14 protein-coding genes are annotated in these 16,841 nt (G+C 67.3%); 4 read left to right on the top strand and 10 right to left on the bottom strand.

All coding sequences use genetic code 11. From position 1 onward, the window contains the following. Positions 1–102: 102 nt before the first annotated feature. From HWX08_RS31850 to hpnI, 9 genes are all read right to left on the bottom strand, one after another. Positions 103–1,146, bottom strand: a complete 1,044-nt coding sequence (locus tag HWX08_RS31850; protein WP_069256190.1) for a GlxA family transcriptional regulator — start codon at positions 1,144–1,146, stop codon at positions 103–105. A 21-nt stretch (positions 1,147–1,167) separates the two neighbouring features. Then, positions 1,168–1,968 carry an ABC transporter ATP-binding protein gene (locus tag HWX08_RS31855; protein ID WP_069256189.1) on the bottom strand — a complete coding sequence of 267 codons (801 nt, stop codon included), beginning with the start codon at positions 1,966–1,968 and terminating at the stop codon, positions 1,168–1,170. Positions 1,969–1,988: 20 nt separating this feature from the next. Next, a complete protein-coding gene (locus HWX08_RS31860; RefSeq protein ID WP_069256188.1) occupies positions 1,989–2,702 on the bottom strand; it encodes an ABC transporter permease in 714 nt (237 codons plus the stop codon). Beyond that, positions 2,699–3,388 (bottom strand): ABC transporter permease, encoded by a 690-nt coding sequence (locus tag HWX08_RS31865; protein ID WP_069256187.1) that lies wholly within the window; start codon positions 3,386–3,388, stop codon positions 2,699–2,701. The genes HWX08_RS31860 and HWX08_RS31865 overlap by 4 nt, the downstream gene beginning before the upstream one ends. A 270-nt stretch (positions 3,389–3,658) precedes the next feature. Continuing rightward, positions 3,659–4,216 (bottom strand): hypothetical protein, encoded by a 558-nt coding sequence (locus HWX08_RS31870; RefSeq protein ID WP_069256186.1) that lies wholly within the window; start codon positions 4,214–4,216, stop codon positions 3,659–3,661. 87 nt (positions 4,217–4,303) lie between these two features. Beyond that, positions 4,304–5,347: a lysylphosphatidylglycerol synthase domain-containing protein gene (locus HWX08_RS31875; RefSeq protein ID WP_174922041.1), complete on the bottom strand. Its 1,044-nt coding sequence runs from the start codon at positions 5,345–5,347 to the stop codon at positions 4,304–4,306. After that, positions 5,344–6,228, bottom strand: a complete 885-nt coding sequence (gene hpnK / locus HWX08_RS31880; protein ID WP_174922042.1) for a hopanoid biosynthesis-associated protein HpnK — start codon at positions 6,226–6,228, stop codon at positions 5,344–5,346. Before hpnK ends, HWX08_RS31875 begins: the two co-directional genes overlap by 4 nt. Positions 6,229–6,231: 3 nt before the next feature. After that, on the bottom strand, positions 6,232–7,674 hold the full coding sequence (gene hpnJ / locus HWX08_RS31885; protein ID WP_306427094.1) for a hopanoid biosynthesis associated radical SAM protein HpnJ: 1,443 nt from the start codon (positions 7,672–7,674) through the stop codon (positions 6,232–6,234). A gap of 133 nt (positions 7,675–7,807) precedes the next feature. Further along, positions 7,808–8,983 carry a bacteriohopanetetrol glucosamine biosynthesis glycosyltransferase HpnI gene (gene hpnI / locus HWX08_RS31890; protein ID WP_174922043.1) on the bottom strand — a complete coding sequence of 392 codons (1,176 nt, stop codon included), beginning with the start codon at positions 8,981–8,983 and terminating at the stop codon, positions 7,808–7,810. 633 nt (positions 8,984–9,616) lie between these two features. Between hpnI and HWX08_RS31895 the strand changes: the two genes are divergently transcribed. Further along, the gene (locus HWX08_RS31895; protein ID WP_174922044.1) at positions 9,617–10,615 is read left to right on the top strand and encodes an LLM class flavin-dependent oxidoreductase; all 999 of its coding nucleotides are present in this window, start codon (positions 9,617–9,619) and stop codon (positions 10,613–10,615) included. A gap of 36 nt (positions 10,616–10,651) precedes the next feature. Here HWX08_RS31895 and HWX08_RS31900 read toward each other — a convergent pair whose 3' ends face one another. After that, a complete protein-coding gene (locus tag HWX08_RS31900) occupies positions 10,652–11,707 on the bottom strand; it encodes an alpha/beta fold hydrolase (protein WP_174922045.1) in 1,056 nt (351 codons plus the stop codon). Between the two features lie 174 nt (positions 11,708–11,881). Between HWX08_RS31900 and pdxY the strand changes: the two genes are divergently transcribed. From pdxY to HWX08_RS31915, 3 genes are all read left to right on the top strand, one after another. Beyond that, positions 11,882–12,742: a pyridoxal kinase PdxY gene (gene pdxY, locus HWX08_RS31905; RefSeq protein ID WP_069256180.1), complete on the top strand. Its 861-nt coding sequence runs from the start codon at positions 11,882–11,884 to the stop codon at positions 12,740–12,742. A 311-nt stretch (positions 12,743–13,053) separates the two neighbouring features. Then, positions 13,054–15,198: a phosphocholine-specific phospholipase C gene (locus HWX08_RS31910; protein WP_174922046.1), complete on the top strand. Its 2,145-nt coding sequence runs from the start codon at positions 13,054–13,056 to the stop codon at positions 15,196–15,198. A gap of 395 nt (positions 15,199–15,593) precedes the next feature. Continuing rightward, a complete protein-coding gene (locus HWX08_RS31915; RefSeq protein WP_069256178.1) occupies positions 15,594–16,742 on the top strand; it encodes a branched-chain amino acid ABC transporter substrate-binding protein in 1,149 nt (382 codons plus the stop codon). The last annotated feature ends 99 nt before the right edge of the window (positions 16,743–16,841 follow it).

Raw genomic sequence — 16,841 nt, forward strand, 5'->3', positions numbered from 1 at the left:
GACAAAGAAAAGTAACCGCCGCCCCGCGCAGGGGCGACACTAATAGACCGACACGACAACAGGTGCTTCACGAAAACTGGCAAGCGAACCACCCAAAAAAACCTAATCCTTCCCCCCACGCTCGACAAGCGCGCCCCCGCGAGGCTCCCCACCTCCGCCGGTCTGCTTCTCGAGCCAAGCCCTCCGATCTTCCCGAGGCGTCACGCCAAACCTCTCCCGATAGGCATTAGAAAAATGCGCAGCGGAAGAAAACCCACAGGCAAGACTAACTTGCACAACCGACTTGCTAGTCCGCTGCAACTGAGTCCGAGCCTTGAGCAACCGAAGATTGAGGTAATACTTGGAGGGCATCGCCCCGAGATACTGTCGAAAGAGCCGCTCCAGTTGCCGGCGAGAAACGCCCACGAGCTCAGCGATTTCATCGGTAGTGAGCGGATCCTCGACATTGGCTTCCATCAGAAGCAACGCGTCGTTCAACCGAGGATGCCGCTCACCGGGCGCGGTGACGAAAGGAATCCGCTGGCGTTCCTCGCCGCTGCGCAGCGTGCCGGCCCCGAGCGCATCGGCGATCCGCTCCGCGAGATCCACCCCATGTTCCCGGCCGATCATGGCCAGCATGAAGTCGACGGTCGCCTGCCCCCCGGCACAGGTCGCCCGATCGCGATCGATCTCGAAGATCTGCTGCGTGACGATCGACCGCTCGAACTGTTCGGCGAACTGCTGATACGTCTCCCAGTTCACGCTCACGCGATACCCGGAAAGCTGCCCGGCCATCGCAAGCCACCACACGCCGTGATGGATCCCGGTCACGACCGGCGTACGCTGCCCCACCCGCGCGAGACTCGCGAGAAACAACCGATAGTCGGCAAACTGCTGAAACCGCTCCGACACGACGATCACCCAGTCGCACGCGATCGCATCGTTGAACGCCGCATCGGCATGCCACTGCGCACCGCCCGCGAGCGGCACCGGCCGCCCGTCCCACGAACACACCTGCCACCGATACAGCAGCCGCCCGTCGATCTCGTTCGCGAGATTCAACGCATCGACGATCGGACCCACACCCGACATCGACACGGGCGGCAATGCAACGATCGCCACCTGCGTCGTGCGGGTGGCGCCTGCGGGACGAGACACCGGTACCACGGTTGAAAACCGCCCTTCGCGTTACTTGAGACTGCCCGACAGGAACTGCTTGAGCCGCTCGCTCTGCGGACGCACCAGCACCTCCTTCGGATCGCCCTCTTCCTCGGTCCGCCCCTGATGCAAGAACATCACGTGGTTCGACACGTTGCGCGCGAAACCCATCTCGTGCGTGACGACGATCATCGTGCGGCCTTCCTCGGCCAGCTTCTGCATCACCTTCAGCACTTCACCCACCAGCTCCGGATCGAGCGCCGACGTCGGCTCGTCGAACAGCATCACGTCCGGATGCATCGCCAGCGCGCGCGCAATCGCCACGCGCTGCTGCTGGCCGCCCGACAGGTGCGACGGATACTGCTTCTCGACGCGCGGCGCGAGGCCGACCTTCTCGAGATACGCGCGCGCACGCTCCTCGGCTTCCTTCTTCGAAATGCCGAGCACGTGCACCGGCGCTTCCATCACGTTCTCGAGCACGTTCATGTGCGCCCAGAGATTGAAGTGCTGGAACACCATCGCGAGCTTCGTGCGGATGCGCTGAAGCTGCTTGTGATCGGCGACTTCGAGCGCGCCGGCACGGTCGGTCTTCGTGCGCACGGTCTCGCCGTCGACGACGATCTGCCCCGCATTCGGCCGCTCGAGGAAATTGATGCAGCGCAGAAACGTGCTCTTGCCCGAGCCGCTCGCGCCGATGATGCTGATGACGTCGCCGGCCTTCGCGCTCAGCGATACGCCCTTGAGCACCTCGTTGTCGCCGTAGCGCTTGTGGATGTCGACCGCGGCAAGCTTGGTGGAAGCGGCTGCGCTCGTTTGAATGATCTCGGCCAACTGGCTCTCCTCGAAGTGAATCAATGACGGGCGGCCGCGAGGTACGCGAGCCAGTGGCGCTCGGCGCGGCGAAACGCCGCGACGAGTGCGAACGATACCGCAAGATAGATCAGCGCGGCGATTCCGAACGACTGGAACGCCATGTAGGTCGCCGAATTCGCATCGCGCGCGACCTTCAGGATGTCCGGCACGGTCGCCGTGAACGCGACGGTCGTCGCGTGCAGCATCAGGATCACCTCGTTGCTGTACAGCGGCAGCGCACGGCGCAGCGCCGATGGCAGGATCACGCGTCGGTACATCGTGAATGGCGACATCCCGTACGCGCGCGCCGCCTCGACCTCGCCGTGCGGAATCGCGCGGATTGCCCCCGCGAAGATCTCGGTCGTGTACGCGCAGGTGTTCAGCGCGAACGCGAGAATCGCGCAGTTGAAGCCGCTCCGGAAGAACGCGTCGAGCAGCGAGTGCGACCGCACGAACTCGAGGCTGTACATGCCGGTGTACAGCAGCAGCAACTGCACGTAGAGCGGCGTGCCGCGGAACACGTACGTGTAGAGCCGCACCGGCGTCGACACCCACTTCTTCTTCGACACGCGCGCCACCGCGAGCGGCACCGCGCACACGAAGCCGAGCGAAATCGACGCGACGAGCAGCCACAGCGTCACCGCGAGGCCGGAGAGGCGCTGGCCGTCCCAGTAAAGGAACGCCTGGCCGAATTCCTGGAGGATCTCGATCATAGTTCTGCGTGCCGCACGCCCATGGAATAACGCTTCTCGAGCTGGATCAGCACGAGGTTGGAAACGGTCGTGATCGCGAGATAGATCAGCGCCGCGACGAGGATGAAGAAGAACATGTTGAACGTGCTCTTGCCGGCGTCCTGCGCGGCCTTCACGACGTCCGCGAGACCGATGATCGACACCAGCGCGGTGGCCTTCACGAGCACCTGCCAGTTGTTGCCGATGCCGGGCAGCGCAAAGCGCATCATCTGCGGAAACATGATCCGCGCGAACACGCGCGCGCCGCTCATCCCGTATGCCGCACCGGCTTCGAGCTGGCCGCGCGGCACCGACAGGAACGCACCGCGAAACGTCTCGGTGAAGTACGCGCCGTAGATGAAGCCGAGGGTCAGCACACCGGCCACGAACGGGTCGATGTCGATCTGGTTCCAGCCGACGAAATCGGTGAACTGGTTCAGCCAGATCTGGATGCTGTAGAACAGCAGCAGCATCAGGACGAGATCGGGCACCGAGCGGATCAGCGTCGTATAACCGGTCGCGATCGATCGCAGCACCCGGTTGTGCGACAGCTTCGCCACCGCGCCGATCAGCCCCAGCACCACCGCAGTGGCGAGCGACAGCACCGACAGCTCGATGGTCTGCACGGTGCCGGCCCAGAGGACGGGACCAAAGCCGTAAAGGAACACGCGCGTCTCCAGAGTTGGAATGAATGCCGACGCGTCTACCTGTCCCGCGTCGGGCTGACGCGGATAGTCGCAAGCGAAATAGATTGCCTCAAATCACCCGCCATCCGGTTGCTGCGTTGCAGCAATTCATCCCACCATTTGCAATCGAGGTCTACACCGCTGTTTCAAAAGGAAAAAAGCCGCTTCCTGACAACCGGATAACCGGCCAGGAAGCGGACTTTTTGCAATTTTCCGGTCGCTTTTTCGATATAGCGCCGACGACCGTTGCGCTTACCGCCCTTTCAGGATGTCGGAGCGCGAAGTCGTATAGACGAGCCCGTCCGGGCCAAAATGGACGTTGAAGAACGCGTCGGTGTTGACGCCGTCCTCGAGCCAGCGCCAGCTCCAGACGATCTCGGGCTTGAGCGGATACTGCGCGACGTCGCCGGGCTTGCCCAGCAGGCGCCGCACCTCGTCCTCGTTCATCCCGGGGCGCACCTTCGCGAAATTCTCGGCGGTCAGCACCTGCGTCGCGCCCGTGTAGCGGCCGTTCGCATCGAGATCGACGAACCACGTCTGGTTGCCCATCGGGCCGCGCGGGTATTCGAGCCGCTTCGAGCCGTCGGTGAAGTCGCGCTCGGTCTCGGGCTTGCCCATCGTGCCGCGCACGTCGGCCTCGGTCGATTCGCCGACCTTCAGCCCCTTCAGCAGCAGCGGCGCGGGCTTGATCGCGTTGAAGAAGTCCCTGATACGTTGCACGTCGAGGTTGCCTTGCTTGTCGTCGCAGCCGGTCAGCGCCAGCGCGGCGGCCAGCATCGTCACGGGGAGCAGCCGGAAACGGAAATTCATCGGAAGAAATGCGCGTCGAGAAAACACGCGGCAAGGATACCCGCGCCACGCCAAAAGCGCGAGACGGGCGCGCGGCCCGTCTCGTGTTCAATGCGTCGTTTCGGTTTTGGCGTGGTCCGCGCGGCGCGCCGCCTGCGGCGCGCGCGGCGCGGCCGGCGGCGCATCGATGCGCCGCCGCGTGCGCACGAGTTCGGCAAGCTGCCACGAACCGAGCGCCAGGCAGCCGAACAGCACCTCGCGGCCGCGCTTGACCACCGCGAGCGACAGCGCCGTCTCGCGGTCGACGCCGAACATCTGCGCGAGCAGCACGACGGTCGCCTCCTGCACGCCGAGGCCGCCCGGCACCATGAACGCCGCATGGCGCACGGCCTGCGTCATCGCCTCGATCGCGATCGCGCCGCCGATCGACACCGGATGGCCGAGCAGCGCGAGCGCCCAGTAGATCTCGAGCGCGCCGAGCACGTAGCCGGCCAGTTGCCAGAAGAACGCGCTGAACAGCAGGCCCGTGCGCGACATCAGCGCATCGATGTCGGCATCGAGCCGCTTGCCGTCGACGCCCTGCAGCAGCCGGTGCGAATCGCCGAGCAGGCGGCCTGCGAAACGCTCGATCGCATGGAAGATCCCGCCGCGGCGCATCAGCACGACACCGAGCACCGGCAGCGGCAGCGTGAGCAGCAGCGCAAGGCCGATCGTGCCGCCGCCCATGTTGTCCGTCGTCGCGAGCAGCAGCACGAGACCGAGCGCGGCGAACGCATACTGGACGACGATCGTCACGAGCACCTCGACGATCACCGATGCCGTCACGCGGCTCGCGTCGGGCACCTGCCAGCGCGCGAGCCGGATGCCGACCAGCTCGCCGCCGATCCCGACCACCGGCAGCAGCCGGTTCACCGCTTCGCGCACGGTCGCGATCCACCACAGGAACGGCAGCGACGCGCGCCTGTCGAGCAGCAGGTGCCACGCGTATGCATCGAGCAGCAGCGGCAGCGCATGAAACGGCACCAGCCACAGCAGCGCGTAACCGGCGCGCGCCAGCATCTGCGACACGTCGCCGACACCCTCGTGCAGCCCCAGCGCGAGCAGGATGCCGATGCCGAGCGGCCAGCCGAGCCATTTGATCCACCGGGTCATGACGGCCGCGCTCCCGCCGCGCGCGGCACCTGCGCGCCGCGCCGTGCCGCACGCTGGCCGAACACGTCGGCAAAGCCGCCGGTCGCAACGCCCGCCGCCTTCAGCGCGGCCGCGACGCGCGGCGACAGCAGCGCGTCGAGTTCGTCCACCGGACGGTAGCCGGCCATCGTCGGCGTGATCGGGCCGTCGCCGGCCTCGGCCGGATGGCAGTAGATCTCGCCGACGCCCTGCGGCAGCGCGGCCAGCGCATCGAGCAACACGGCCTCGTCCATCGCGCCCGTATGCTCGATCCCGACCACGTAGTCGTTGTGCGCGAGCCCCGCGCGGTCGAGCCGCGCGCGCACGAGCGCGATCCACGGCTTGAGCAGCGCGGGCGCGCGCGTCTCGTACGGCAGCCGCACCGCGCGCAGCCCGTAGTCGCGGCCGATCTCGATGATCAGCGACAGCACGGTCGGATGCAGATGGAAATGCTTGTGCGCGTTCACGTGGTCGAGCGGCAGGCCGCTCGCCGCGAACGCATCGAACTGCGCGCGAATCTCGCGACGCAGTTGCGCACGCACGTGCGGCAGGAAGAAGAAGCGGCAGCCGTCCTTCGCCATCGCGTCGCCGAACCGCCCGTCGGGGCCGACGAGCGCGGGAATCTCATGCGCGGGCAGCGTGGCCGGCCCGTCCGCGAGCACCAGGTGCAGGCCGACCGCGAGCGACGGCAGCCGCCGCGCGCGGTCGATCGCATCGGCCGCGGCCGGCGCGCCGACCATCAGGCTCGCGGCGTTCAGCACGCCGTCGCGGTGCGCACGCTCGACCGCCGCGTTGACGCGCGGATGCAGCCCGAAGTCGTCCGCGGTGAAGATCAGCGCCCGCGCCGCCCGCTGCGTCGCCACGGATTACGCCTCGTGCGCGCGCAGGAAGCGGAAGAACTCGACGCCTTCGCGCAGGCGACGCTTCATCATGTCCCAGCTCGTCAGCATCTCGCGCACGATTTCCCAGATCTTCGACGGACGGAAGTAGAACTCGCGATAGAACTGCTCGAGATGGTGATAGATCTCGTCGCGCGACAGGTGCGCATAGCCGATCGCCGCGAGCTGCACGCCTTCCTTGCTCACCAGGTTGATGGTCTTGTTCTCTTCCATCCAGCCGTTCTCGACGGCCTGCTTGTAGAGCGTCGTGCCCGGATACGGCGCGGCGAGCGAGACCTGGATCGTGTGCGGATTGATTTCCTTCGCGTACTCGATCGTCTTCTTGATGGTTTCCTTCGTCTCGCCCGGCAGGCCGAGGATGAAGGTGCCGTGGATCTTGATGCCGAGCTTCTTGCAGTCCGCGCTGAAGCGGCGCGCGAAATCGGTGCGCACGCCCTTCTTGATGTTCACGAGGATCTGGTCGTCGCCCGACTCGAAGCCGACCAGCAGCAGGCGCAGGCCGTTTTCCTTCATGACCTTGAGCGTCTTGTACGGCACGTTCGCCTTCGCGTTGCACGACCACGTCATGCCGAGCTTGCCCAGCCCGATGGCGATGGCTTCCGCGCGCGGCAGGTCGTCGGTGAAGGTGTCGTCGTCGAACATCAGTTCCTTCACTTCCGGCATGTTGTCGCGGATCCACTTCGCTTCCGCGAGCACGTTCTCGACCGAGCGCGTGCGGTAGCGATGGCCGCTGACCGTCTGCGGCCACAGGCAGAACGTGCAGCGCGACTTGCAGCCGCGGCCCGTGTAGATCGACACGTACGGATAGTTGAGGTAGCCGATGAAGTAGTTGTCGATCTTCAGGTCGCGCTTGTAGACGGGCGCGACGAACGGCAGCTCGTCCATGTTCTCGAGGATCGGACGCGCTTCGTTGTGCTCGATCGAGCCGTCCTTCGCGCGCCAGCTCAGGCCCTTGATCTCGGCGAACGGCTTGCCTTCGGCGAGTTCCTTGCAGGTGTAGTCGAATTCCTCGCGGCACACGAAGTCGATCGCGTCGCTCGCCGTGAGCGAGTTGTGCGGATCGACCATCACCTTCGCGCCCACCATGCCGACCAGCATCGACGGCTTCATCTTCTTCAGGTCCTGCGCGAACATCGCGTCGGTCGGGAACGACGGCGTGCTCGTGTGGATGATCACGAGATCGTAGTCGTTCGCGATCTTCAGCGTTTCCTCGACCGACAGGCCGTCGGCCGGTGCGTCGACGACGCGGCTGCCCGGCACGAGCGCGGCCGGCTGCGCGAGCCACGTCGGGTACCAGAAGGAACGGATTTCGCGCTTCGCCTGATAGCGCGAGCCGGCTCCGCCGTCGAAGCCGTCATACGAAGGGGCCTGCAAGAACAGCGTTTTCATGAATGCTCCGGTAGCCTGCATAGTTCGATTCGTCACCACGATCCAGTCAAAAAACCGCGGCCGCCGTACCGGCGCCCGCCTCTCTGTCATGTCGCGCCGCGCGGCCTCGCCGCGCAACGCATCCCGGCCCTCGGGCCGGGTTCGATCGACGGCCCTAGCGGCCGTCCACTGCTTCCACTGCGGCCGTCGCGCGCTCGCCGCCGACCACCGTCATCCGTGCGCCGCGCCACACGACGTGCGTGCCGAACACGGCCGCGAGCCATTCGAGCGCGAGCAGCGTGTCGCGCACCGCGACGAGCGGCAGGTCGCGCCAGAACGCGCGCCAGCCGTCCTCGCCGCGCGCGTGCAGCACGAGCCGCCCGAACGCGCCCACCACGGCCGCCGCGCCCGCCAGCGAGCCGGCGAAGGTGCCGTCGAGGCGCAGCGCGAGCGCCGCGCCGATCGCGAGCCACGGCGCGGTAAATGTAATGAACAGGAACGCGAAGCCGGCCGGGTTCAGCGAACGGATCGTGCGCAGCCAGCGCGTCTCGCGGTGCCACAGCGGCCCGAACGACGGCTCGATCACGTCGGTCGCGACCTCGACCTCCGACAGCACGGTGCGGCGCCCGAGGCGGCGCGGCAGCTCGGCCAGCCAGAAATCGTCGGCCAGCTCGTCCTTCAGCGCGAAAAACCCGCCGATCCGGTCGAGCGTGTCGCGCGTGAGCGCCAGCGTCGCGCCGAAGCCGAAGCGGCTCGAGCGGCCGAGGTGCGTGATCCGCACCGACGGCGCGAACCATGCATCGACGAACTGCGCGCCGATCCGCGTCCAGAATCCGCCGACGCTGCGCGCATGATACAGACACGTGACGACGCCTACCGACGCGTCGGCGAGCGGCGCCGTCACGCGCTCCAGATAGTCGGGCTGCACCGCGATGTCGCTGTCCGCGATCACGATCCGGCCATACTTCGCGCGCTCGGCCAGGTTGATCAGGTTGCTGACTTTCAGGTTCTTGCCGTGCACGCGCGCATCGATCACGAGCGTGATGTCGCACTCGGGATAATCGGCGCGCAGCCGTTCGACGACGGCCACGGCCGGATCGGCCGCCGACGCGACGCCGAACAGCACTTCATGACGCGGATGACGCTGCTCGCAGAAGGTCGCGAGGTTCTCGTAAAGGTGCGGCTCCGCGCCGCACAGCGGCTTGAGCACGCTGACCGGCTCGAAACCGTCGCGCGCCGCCGTGCGCGGCGTACGCGGCCGCGGCGCGAACGCGGCGACGAGCGCATAACCGGCCGCGGCCAGCGTGAAGACGATCAGGAGCCAGTCGAACATCGTTGCGGTAGCCGTCATGCGTGACGCCTCCCGGCGACCTGAACGCCATGGAGACCACGTGAACGTGATTGAGCGTGATGCGGTATTCCGGCAACGGCGAACGCGGGCACGACCCGACTCCTTTTCCAGCAGCGTCTGTGTAGGGGGAGGCCCGACCCGTGCTGCGGGTCCGGCCGTGCCCGGTTTCGCGCGGTGCACGCCGCGCGATATCCGGACGGGATGCGGGAAGACGCGTATGGCGACCTTTGGCACAACGGACAGGCGCCGGATTTTAGCAGTCTGCGGCCCCCGGCGCTCGGCGCTATGAGAAACGGACTTGTGCTGTTTCGGCAAAGCTGCGCAGTTGGCGAGCCACTCGCGTATACCCGCGTTCACGTTAGCGTAAGCGGTTTGCAGGCGTATTGCAGTCTTGAAAATCAGTCGTTTCGTGCAAATTTGTACGTCGATGCGGATTCACGTTCAATCGCCGTAAAGATTGGTAATTAATCGGCGATTAGATTGATTTTTGCAACGACCGCGAAATTCAACCCTGCACCCCTGAAAGGCGCATGGGTATCGGGCCGCGCCCTGCACGTTCCGGAACCCTTTGGCAAAATCCTCGGCATTTGTTGCGTACGCGCATCACCTTGCCCCCTCTTCGAAGGCCGCCCGATGACTCCGTTTTCCGTACTCGATCTCGCCCCCATTCCGGCCGGCGCCGACGCCGCCCAGGCGTTCCGCAACACCGTCGATCTCGCGCAGCATGCGGAGTGCTGGGGCTACCGGCGCTACTGGCTCGCCGAGCATCACAACATGCCCGGCATCGCGAGCGCGGCAACGGCCGTCGTGATCGGCCACGTCGCGGGCGCCACGCAGACGATCCGGGTCGGCTCGGGCGGCATCATGCTGCCGAACCATGCGCCGCTCGTGATCGCCGAGCAGTTCGGCACGCTCGCGTCGCTGTATCCGGGGCGCATCGACCTCGGCCTCGGCCGCGCGCCCGGCACCGACCAGACCACGTCGCGCGCGCTGCGCCGCGACCTGATCGGCAGCGCCGACTCGTTTCCGGACGACGTCGCCGAGCTGCAGCGCTACTTCGCGGAACCGGTGCCGGGCCAGCGCGTGCGCGCGGTACCCGGCGCGGGGCTCGACGTCCCCGTTTGGCTGCTCGGCTCGAGCCTGTTCAGCGCGCAGCTCGCCGCGATGCTCGGCTTGCCGTTCGCGTTCGCGTCGCACTTCGCGCCGGATTACCTGATGCGCGCGCTCGAGATCTATCGTGCGCAGTACCGGCCGTCAGCCGCGTGGCCGAAGCCGCATGCGATGGTCGGCGTCAACGTGTTCGCGGCCGATACCGACGACGAGGCGCGGCGCCTGTTCACGTCGCTGCAGCAGCAGTTCATCAACCTGCGGCGCGGCACGCCGGGCAAGCTGCCGCCGCCCGTCGACGTGCTCGAGGCGAACGAGCTCGAACTCGCGACGGTCGCGCATTCGCTGTCGTTCGCGGCGGTCGGCTCGCGCGACACGGTGCGCGACAAGCTGCGCGACCGTATCGCACAGACGGGCGCCGACGAGCTGATCGTCACCGCGCAGATCTACGATCACGCCGCCCGGCTGCGCTCGTTCGAGCTGACCGCGCAGATCCGCGACGAACTCGCGAGCGAAACGCGCTGACGGCGCACGCCCGGGCTGCACGCGGCCGCTCCCGCGTCACTGCGGGTGCACGGCCTCCAGCCCGTCGAGCAGCGCCTTGTGGAACGCGTCCGGGTCCTGGATCTGCGGCGCGTGCCCGAGCGCCGGGAATTCGACGAGCTGCGCGCCGGGAATCGCGGCCTGCGTGCGCTTCGCCAGTTCCGGGTAGCGGCCGAGCTTCGCATGCACGTCGGGCGGCGCGACGTCCTTGCCGATCGCGGTCGTGTCCTTGTCGCCGATCATCAGCAGCGTCGGCACGCGGATCGCGCCGAGTTCGTAGACCACCGGCTGCGTGAGGATCATGTCGTAGATCAGCGCCGAGTTCCACGCAACCACGTCGCGACCGGCGCCGCGATACATCCCGGCCAGCATCTGCACCCAGCGCTCGTACGACGGCGACCACTTGCCCGCGTAGTACGTGGCCTGCTCGTAGCGGCGGATGCCGTCTGCCGTGGTCTTCAGTTCGCGCGCATACCAGTAGTCGACGGACAGCGGCGGCACGCCGAGCGCCTTCCAGTCCTCCAGACCGATCGGGTTCACCAGCACGAGCTCGTCGGTCGCCTTCGGATACATCAGCGCGTAGCGCATCGCGAGCATCCCGCCCGTCGAGTGGCCGACGATCGTCGCCGACTTCACCCCCAGCGATTCGAGCAGCGCGTGCGTGTTGCGCGCGAGTTGCTGGAACGTGTACTGGTAGCGCTCGGGCTTCGACGACTTGCAGAAGCCGATCTGGTCCGGCGCGATCACGCGAAAGCCCGCACGGCTCAGCACGCCGATCGTGTCCTCCCAGGTCGCCGCGCAGAAGTTCTTGCCGTGCAGCAGCACGACGGTGCGGCCGTTCGGATGCGCGGGCGGCACGTCGAGGTAGGCCATCTCGAGGGTCTCGCGCTGCGACACGAACATATACAGATGCACGGGCGCCGGATAGGCGAATCCTTCCAGGCGCGGGCCGTACACGGGCCCGTCGTTGCCGGCGGGCGATGCGGCGGCCGCCGGCATCGCGCACGCGACGGCGGCACACGCGCCGAGCGCGACGGCGCGCGCGGCGTACAACATCTTGCGAATCGAAAGCATGGCGAATCACGGTGATTGGGGACGCACGCGGGCGGCCGGGCCGCCTCGCGCCCCGCGATTCTACGCGGTCGCGCTGACGACGGCGCGCAACACTCCGGGGCCGCGCGACTTCCGCGCGCGCGACGAACTCGGGTATCGTGTGACGTGACCCTGAAACGCGTGCAGGCGATTCCCATGAAAAACGTCCTCAGCATTCAGTCGCACGTCATCTACGGCCATGCCGGCAACAGCGCGGCCGTATTCCCGATGCAGCGCCTCGGCATCAACGTCTGGCCGCTCAACACGGTCCAGTTGTCGAATCACATGCAGTACGGCCACTGGGCCGGCAGCGCGATCGATGCCGCGAAGATGGAGCAGCTCGTCGACGGCGTCGCCGCGATCGGCGCGCTCAAACGCTGCGACGCGGTGCTGTCCGGCTTCCTCGGCTCGCCGCCGCAGGCGCGCGCCGCCGTCGAGATCGTCCGCACCGTGAAGGCGATGAACCCGAACGCGTGGTACTTCTGCGATCCGGCGATGGGCCAGACGGGCGGCATCCGGCCCGAGCCCGGCGTCGAGGAATTCATGGTCCAGGAGATGCCGGCGCTCGCGGACGGCATGTCGCCGAACCACACCGAACTGCAGAAGCTCGTCGGCCGGCGCATCGAAACCGTCGCCGAAGCCGTCGAAGCGTGCCGCGCGCTGATCCGCCGCGGCCCGCAGATCGTCCTCGTCAAGCACCTGCACGACCGCAACAGCCCGGCCGATCGTTTCAACATGCTCGCGGTCACCGAAACCGAAGCGTGGATCGGCCAGCGTCCGCTGTACGCGTTTCCGCGCCATCCGGTCGGCGTCGGCGACCTGACCAGCGCGATCTTCGTCGCCTGCCGGCTGCGCGGCGACTCCGTGCGCGCCGCGTTCGAGCATACGCTCGCGGCCGTGCACGCGGTCGTGAAGGCCACCTACGATGCGCGCCGCTACGAGCTCGAACTCGTCGCCGCGCAGGACGAGATCGCGCGCCCGAGCGAATGGTTCGGCGCGTGGGTGACCGACGCCTGACGCGCGTGACGCGCCGGCGCCGCCCTGCACGTCACCGGCGCGCGTCCCGCGCCGTACCGCTTTCCCGCCTTACCCGTACCGCTTTCCCGCCTTACCCGTGCGTCGCCGCGACCGCCGGCGTTTCGCGCTCCGACACGGCTTCGACACCGCTTCGCCGCGCCTGCAAACGTTTCCGGACTTCACATGAATGACACCGATTCCTCGCTATGCTCGCGGCGGCACGACCCGGCGCAGCCGCATCCTGCGACCCGGGCACGCCCTTCCAGCAGGTCCCGCCAATCGGCTCCCTCCTTTACCGCACGATAACGACCATGACCCGATCGAACCGTCGTGATTTCCTGCGCGTCGCTGCCGGCACCGCCGGCGCCGCCGCGCTGAACCTGTTCCCGCCCGTGATTCGCGATGCGCTTGCGATTCCCGCGAACCGCCGCACCGGCACCCTCCGCGATATCGAACACATCGTGATCCTGATGCAGGAGAACCGCTCGTTCGACCACTACTTCGGCACGATGCGCGGCGTGCGCGGCTTCGGCGACCCGCGCCCGCTGCGTCTCGCGAACGGCAAGTCGGTGTTCCACCAGCCGGTCGGCCCGGCCGAACTGCTGCCGTTCCACCCGGGCGCGGACAAGCTCGGCATGCAGTTCCTGCAGGACCTGCCGCACGGCTGGCAGGACATGCACGCGGCATGGAACAAGGGCCGCTACGACCAGTGGGTGCCGAACAAGGGCACCACGACGATGGCGTACCTGAAGCGCGACGACATCCCGTTCCACTACCAGCTCGCCGACGCGTTCACGATCTGCGACGCGTACCACTGCGCGATCCCGAGCTCGACCGACCCGAACCGCTACTACATGTGGACGGGCTACGTCGGCAACGACGGTACGGGCGGCGGCCCGGTGCTCGGCAACGAGGAAAAGGGCTACGGCTGGACGACCTATCCGGAAGTGCTGGAGAACGCCGGCGTGTCGTGGAAGATCTACCAGGACGTCGGCACGGGGCTCGACGCGAAAGGCTCGTGGGGCTGGACGCAGAACCCGTACATCGGCAACTACGGCGACAACTCGCTGCTCTACTTCAACCAGTACCGCACCGCGCTGCCCGGCACGCCGCTGTACGACAAGGCGCGCACCGGCACCAACATCAGCGCCGGCGGCACGCTGTTCGACGTGCTGCAGCAGGACGTGAAGAACGGCACGCTGCCGCAGGTGTCGTGGATCTGCGCGCCGGAAGCGTATTCCGAGCACCCGAACTGGCCGGCGAACTACGGCGCGTGGTACATCGAGGAGGTGCTGAAGGCGCTCGTGTCGAATCCGGACGTGTGGAGCAAGACCGCGCTCTTCATCACGTACGACGAGAACGACGGCTTCTTCGACCACGTCCCGCCGCCGTTCGCGCCGCAGTCGCGCGACAACGGGCTGTCGACCGTCGCGACGACCAACGAGGTGTTCGCCGGCGACGCGTCGCACATGGCCGGCCCGTACGGGCTCGGGCCGCGCGTGCCGATGCTCGTCGTGTCGCCGTGGACGAAAGGCGGCTGGGTCTGCTCGCAGACCTTCGATCACACGTCGCTGCTGCAATTCATCGAAGCGCGTTTCGGCGCGCAATACCCGGTCAAGGCCGGCAACATCTCGCCGTGGCGCCGCGCGGTGTGCGGCGACCTGACCGCCGCGTTCGATTTCGCGACGGCCAACGCCGGCTGGCCGACGCTGCCGGACACGAGCGGCTACGCGCCGCCCGACCGCCTGCGCCATCCCGACTACATCCCCGTGCCGCCGCTGCTGCAGAAGCTGCCGACGCAGGAGGCCGGGCTGCGTCCGGCGCGGGCGCTGCCGTACGAGCTGTTCGTGCACGGCCGCGTCGAATCGGTGAACGGCCTGTTCCGGCTGACCTTCGCGAACACGGGCCGGGCGGGCGCCGCGTTCCAGGTGCAGTCCCGCAACCGCGTCGACGGCCCGTGGGCATACACGGTCGAAGCCGGCAAGCGGATCGCCGATACGTGGAGCGCCGCGGCGTCGCTCGGCCTGTACGATCTCGACGTGTACGGCCCGAACGGCTTCTACTGCCATTTCCGCGGCCCGTTTGCGACCGGCGTCGGCAGCGCGAACGTGAACCCCGAAGTGATCTACGGCTACGACGTCGCGAACGGCAACATCACGCTGCGCCTGATGAACCGCGGCCACAAGGCGGTGCGGCTCAAGGTCACGAACGCCTACGGCCACGGCCGCGCGCGTACGTTCGACCTCGCGCCGGGCCAGCAGGTCGACGACTACTGGGATCTGCGCGGCAGCCACGGCTGGTACGACCTGACCGTCAGCGACGGCCGGCTGCTCGGCTTCCTGCGCCGCTTCGCGGGCCACGTCGAGACGGGCCGCCCGAGCACCAGCGATCCGCTGATCCGCACGCATGCATCGCACGACGATGCCGAAGCCGCATCGGACGCACTGTCCGACTGACGGCATCCCGTGCGCGGCACGGCCCCGGCGGGCCGTGCCGCTTCCCCGCCCCTCGCTCTCCCTCGCTCTCCCTCGCTCTCCCTCGCTCTCCTCCTCTGCGCCCGCGCGATCCGCGACGGGAAACTCCCGATACCGGCCGCCCGCCCACGCGCGGAAGCTATGCGCAAATCCGCACCGAATGCGCGGCAATTTTCCAAGACCCACGCATATCGGCGACCTATATATCGAGGCGATCGGGGCGCTTCGCGGCGCCTGACGGGAGACCTTCCGAGGATCACGATGCCGACCTCCCCGCCCGATTCCGAGAAGCGGTCGAACCGCCCGCCCGTCGCACGCGCCCTGCTCGCCCGGGCGCATGCGGTACCCACTCGCAGGTATCGAACAAGAGGAACCCCATGAAATTCCGTCATTCCCTGCTGTCGGTGTCGGTAGCCTCCGCGCTCGCCCTCCTCTCGCAACACGCCGCCCAGGCCGCCGATACGACCGACGTGAAGGTCGGTTTCGCCGCGCCGCTCACGGGTGTGAACGCCGGCTACGGCAAGGACCTGCAGAACGGCGTGCAGCTCGCGCTCGACGATGCCGCCGCGCAGAAGGTGCAGATCGCCGGCAAGCCCGCGCACTTCAACCTCGTCGTGCAGGACGACCAGGCCGACCCGCGCATCGGCGTGCAGGCCGCGCAGGCGCTCGTCGACCAGAACGTGTCGGTCGTGGTCGGCCACTTCAACTCGGGGACGACGATTCCGGCGTCGGTCGTCTACGACAAGGCCGGCATCCCGGTGATCGATCCGGCCGCGACCAACCCGACGCTCACGTCGCGCGGGCTCGCGAACATGTTCATGGTGATCGCGACCGACGGGCAGAACGCCGGCAACGCGGGCAAGTACGCGGTCGACGTGACGAAGGCAAAGCGCATCGCGATCATCGACGACCGCACCGCGTTCGGCCAAGGCGAGGCCGACGAATTCGAGAAGGCCGTGAAGGCGGCCGGCGGGAACCTCATCGGCCGCGAATTCACCAGCAACCAGGCGGTCGACTTCCGCGCGCAGATCACGAGCCTGAAGGCCAAGAACCCCGACCTGATCTTCTTCGGCGGCCTCGATTCGCTCGCCGCGAACTTCATCAAGCAGATGCGCCAGCTCGGGCTGAACGCGCAGTTCGTCGGCGGCGGCGGCGTGAAGGACAACGAGTTCATCAAGATCGCGGGCCCGGCCGCCGAAGGCGCGATGGCGTGGGAATACGGCCGGCCGCTCGACGAGCTGCCGCAGGGGAAGGATTTCGAACAGCGTTTCAGGAAACGCTTCGGCGTGGATGTGCTGTCGTACGCGCAGTTCGGCTATGACGCCGCGTGGGCCGCGATCAAGGCGATGCAGGCGGCCGGCTCGACCGACCCGAAGGCCTATCGCCCCGCGCTGAAGAAGATCGATTTCGAAGGCGTCACCGGCCGCATCTCGTTCGCGAACGACGGCTCGCTGAAGAGCGGGATGTCGACGCTGTACCAGGTGAAGAACGGCGCGTGGAAGACGATCACGACGAAGGGAGGCTGAACGGCGATGCCGGCGGCCGGCGGCGGATGCGCCGCCCGGCCCCGGTAATCGATGCATCGGGCTTCATCTTGTATGACGACTGATGTTGACGCGATTCAA

Source organism: Burkholderia metallica (genome assembly GCF_902832845.1).
Lineage (GTDB): Bacteria > Pseudomonadota > Gammaproteobacteria > Burkholderiales > Burkholderiaceae > Burkholderia > Burkholderia metallica.

Excerpts from the sequence above, each read along its gene's own strand:
- HWX08_RS31910 (WP_174922046.1), top strand. The coding sequence starts at position 13,054 with ATGACCCGATCGAACCGTCGTGATTTCCTGCGCGTCGCTGCCGGCACC.
- HWX08_RS31895 (WP_174922044.1), top strand. The coding sequence starts at position 9,617 with ATGACTCCGTTTTCCGTACTCGATCTCGCCCCCATTCCGGCCGGCGCC.
- HWX08_RS31915 (WP_069256178.1), top strand. The coding sequence starts at position 15,594 with ATGAAATTCCGTCATTCCCTGCTGTCGGTGTCGGTAGCCTCCGCGCTC.
- HWX08_RS31875 (WP_174922041.1), bottom strand. The coding sequence starts at position 5,347 with ATGACCCGGTGGATCAAATGGCTCGGCTGGCCGCTCGGCATCGGCATC.
- hpnJ (WP_306427094.1), bottom strand. The coding sequence starts at position 7,674 with ATGCAGGCTACCGGAGCATTCATGAAAACGCTGTTCTTGCAGGCCCCT.
- HWX08_RS31860 (WP_069256188.1), bottom strand. The coding sequence starts at position 2,702 with ATGATCGAGATCCTCCAGGAATTCGGCCAGGCGTTCCTTTACTGGGAC.
- HWX08_RS31870 (WP_069256186.1), bottom strand. The coding sequence starts at position 4,216 with ATGAATTTCCGTTTCCGGCTGCTCCCCGTGACGATGCTGGCCGCCGCG.
- HWX08_RS31900 (WP_174922045.1), bottom strand. The coding sequence starts at position 11,707 with ATGCTTTCGATTCGCAAGATGTTGTACGCCGCGCGCGCCGTCGCGCTC.
- pdxY (WP_069256180.1), top strand. The coding sequence starts at position 11,882 with ATGAAAAACGTCCTCAGCATTCAGTCGCACGTCATCTACGGCCATGCC.
- hpnI (WP_174922043.1), bottom strand. The coding sequence starts at position 8,983 with ATGACGGCTACCGCAACGATGTTCGACTGGCTCCTGATCGTCTTCACG.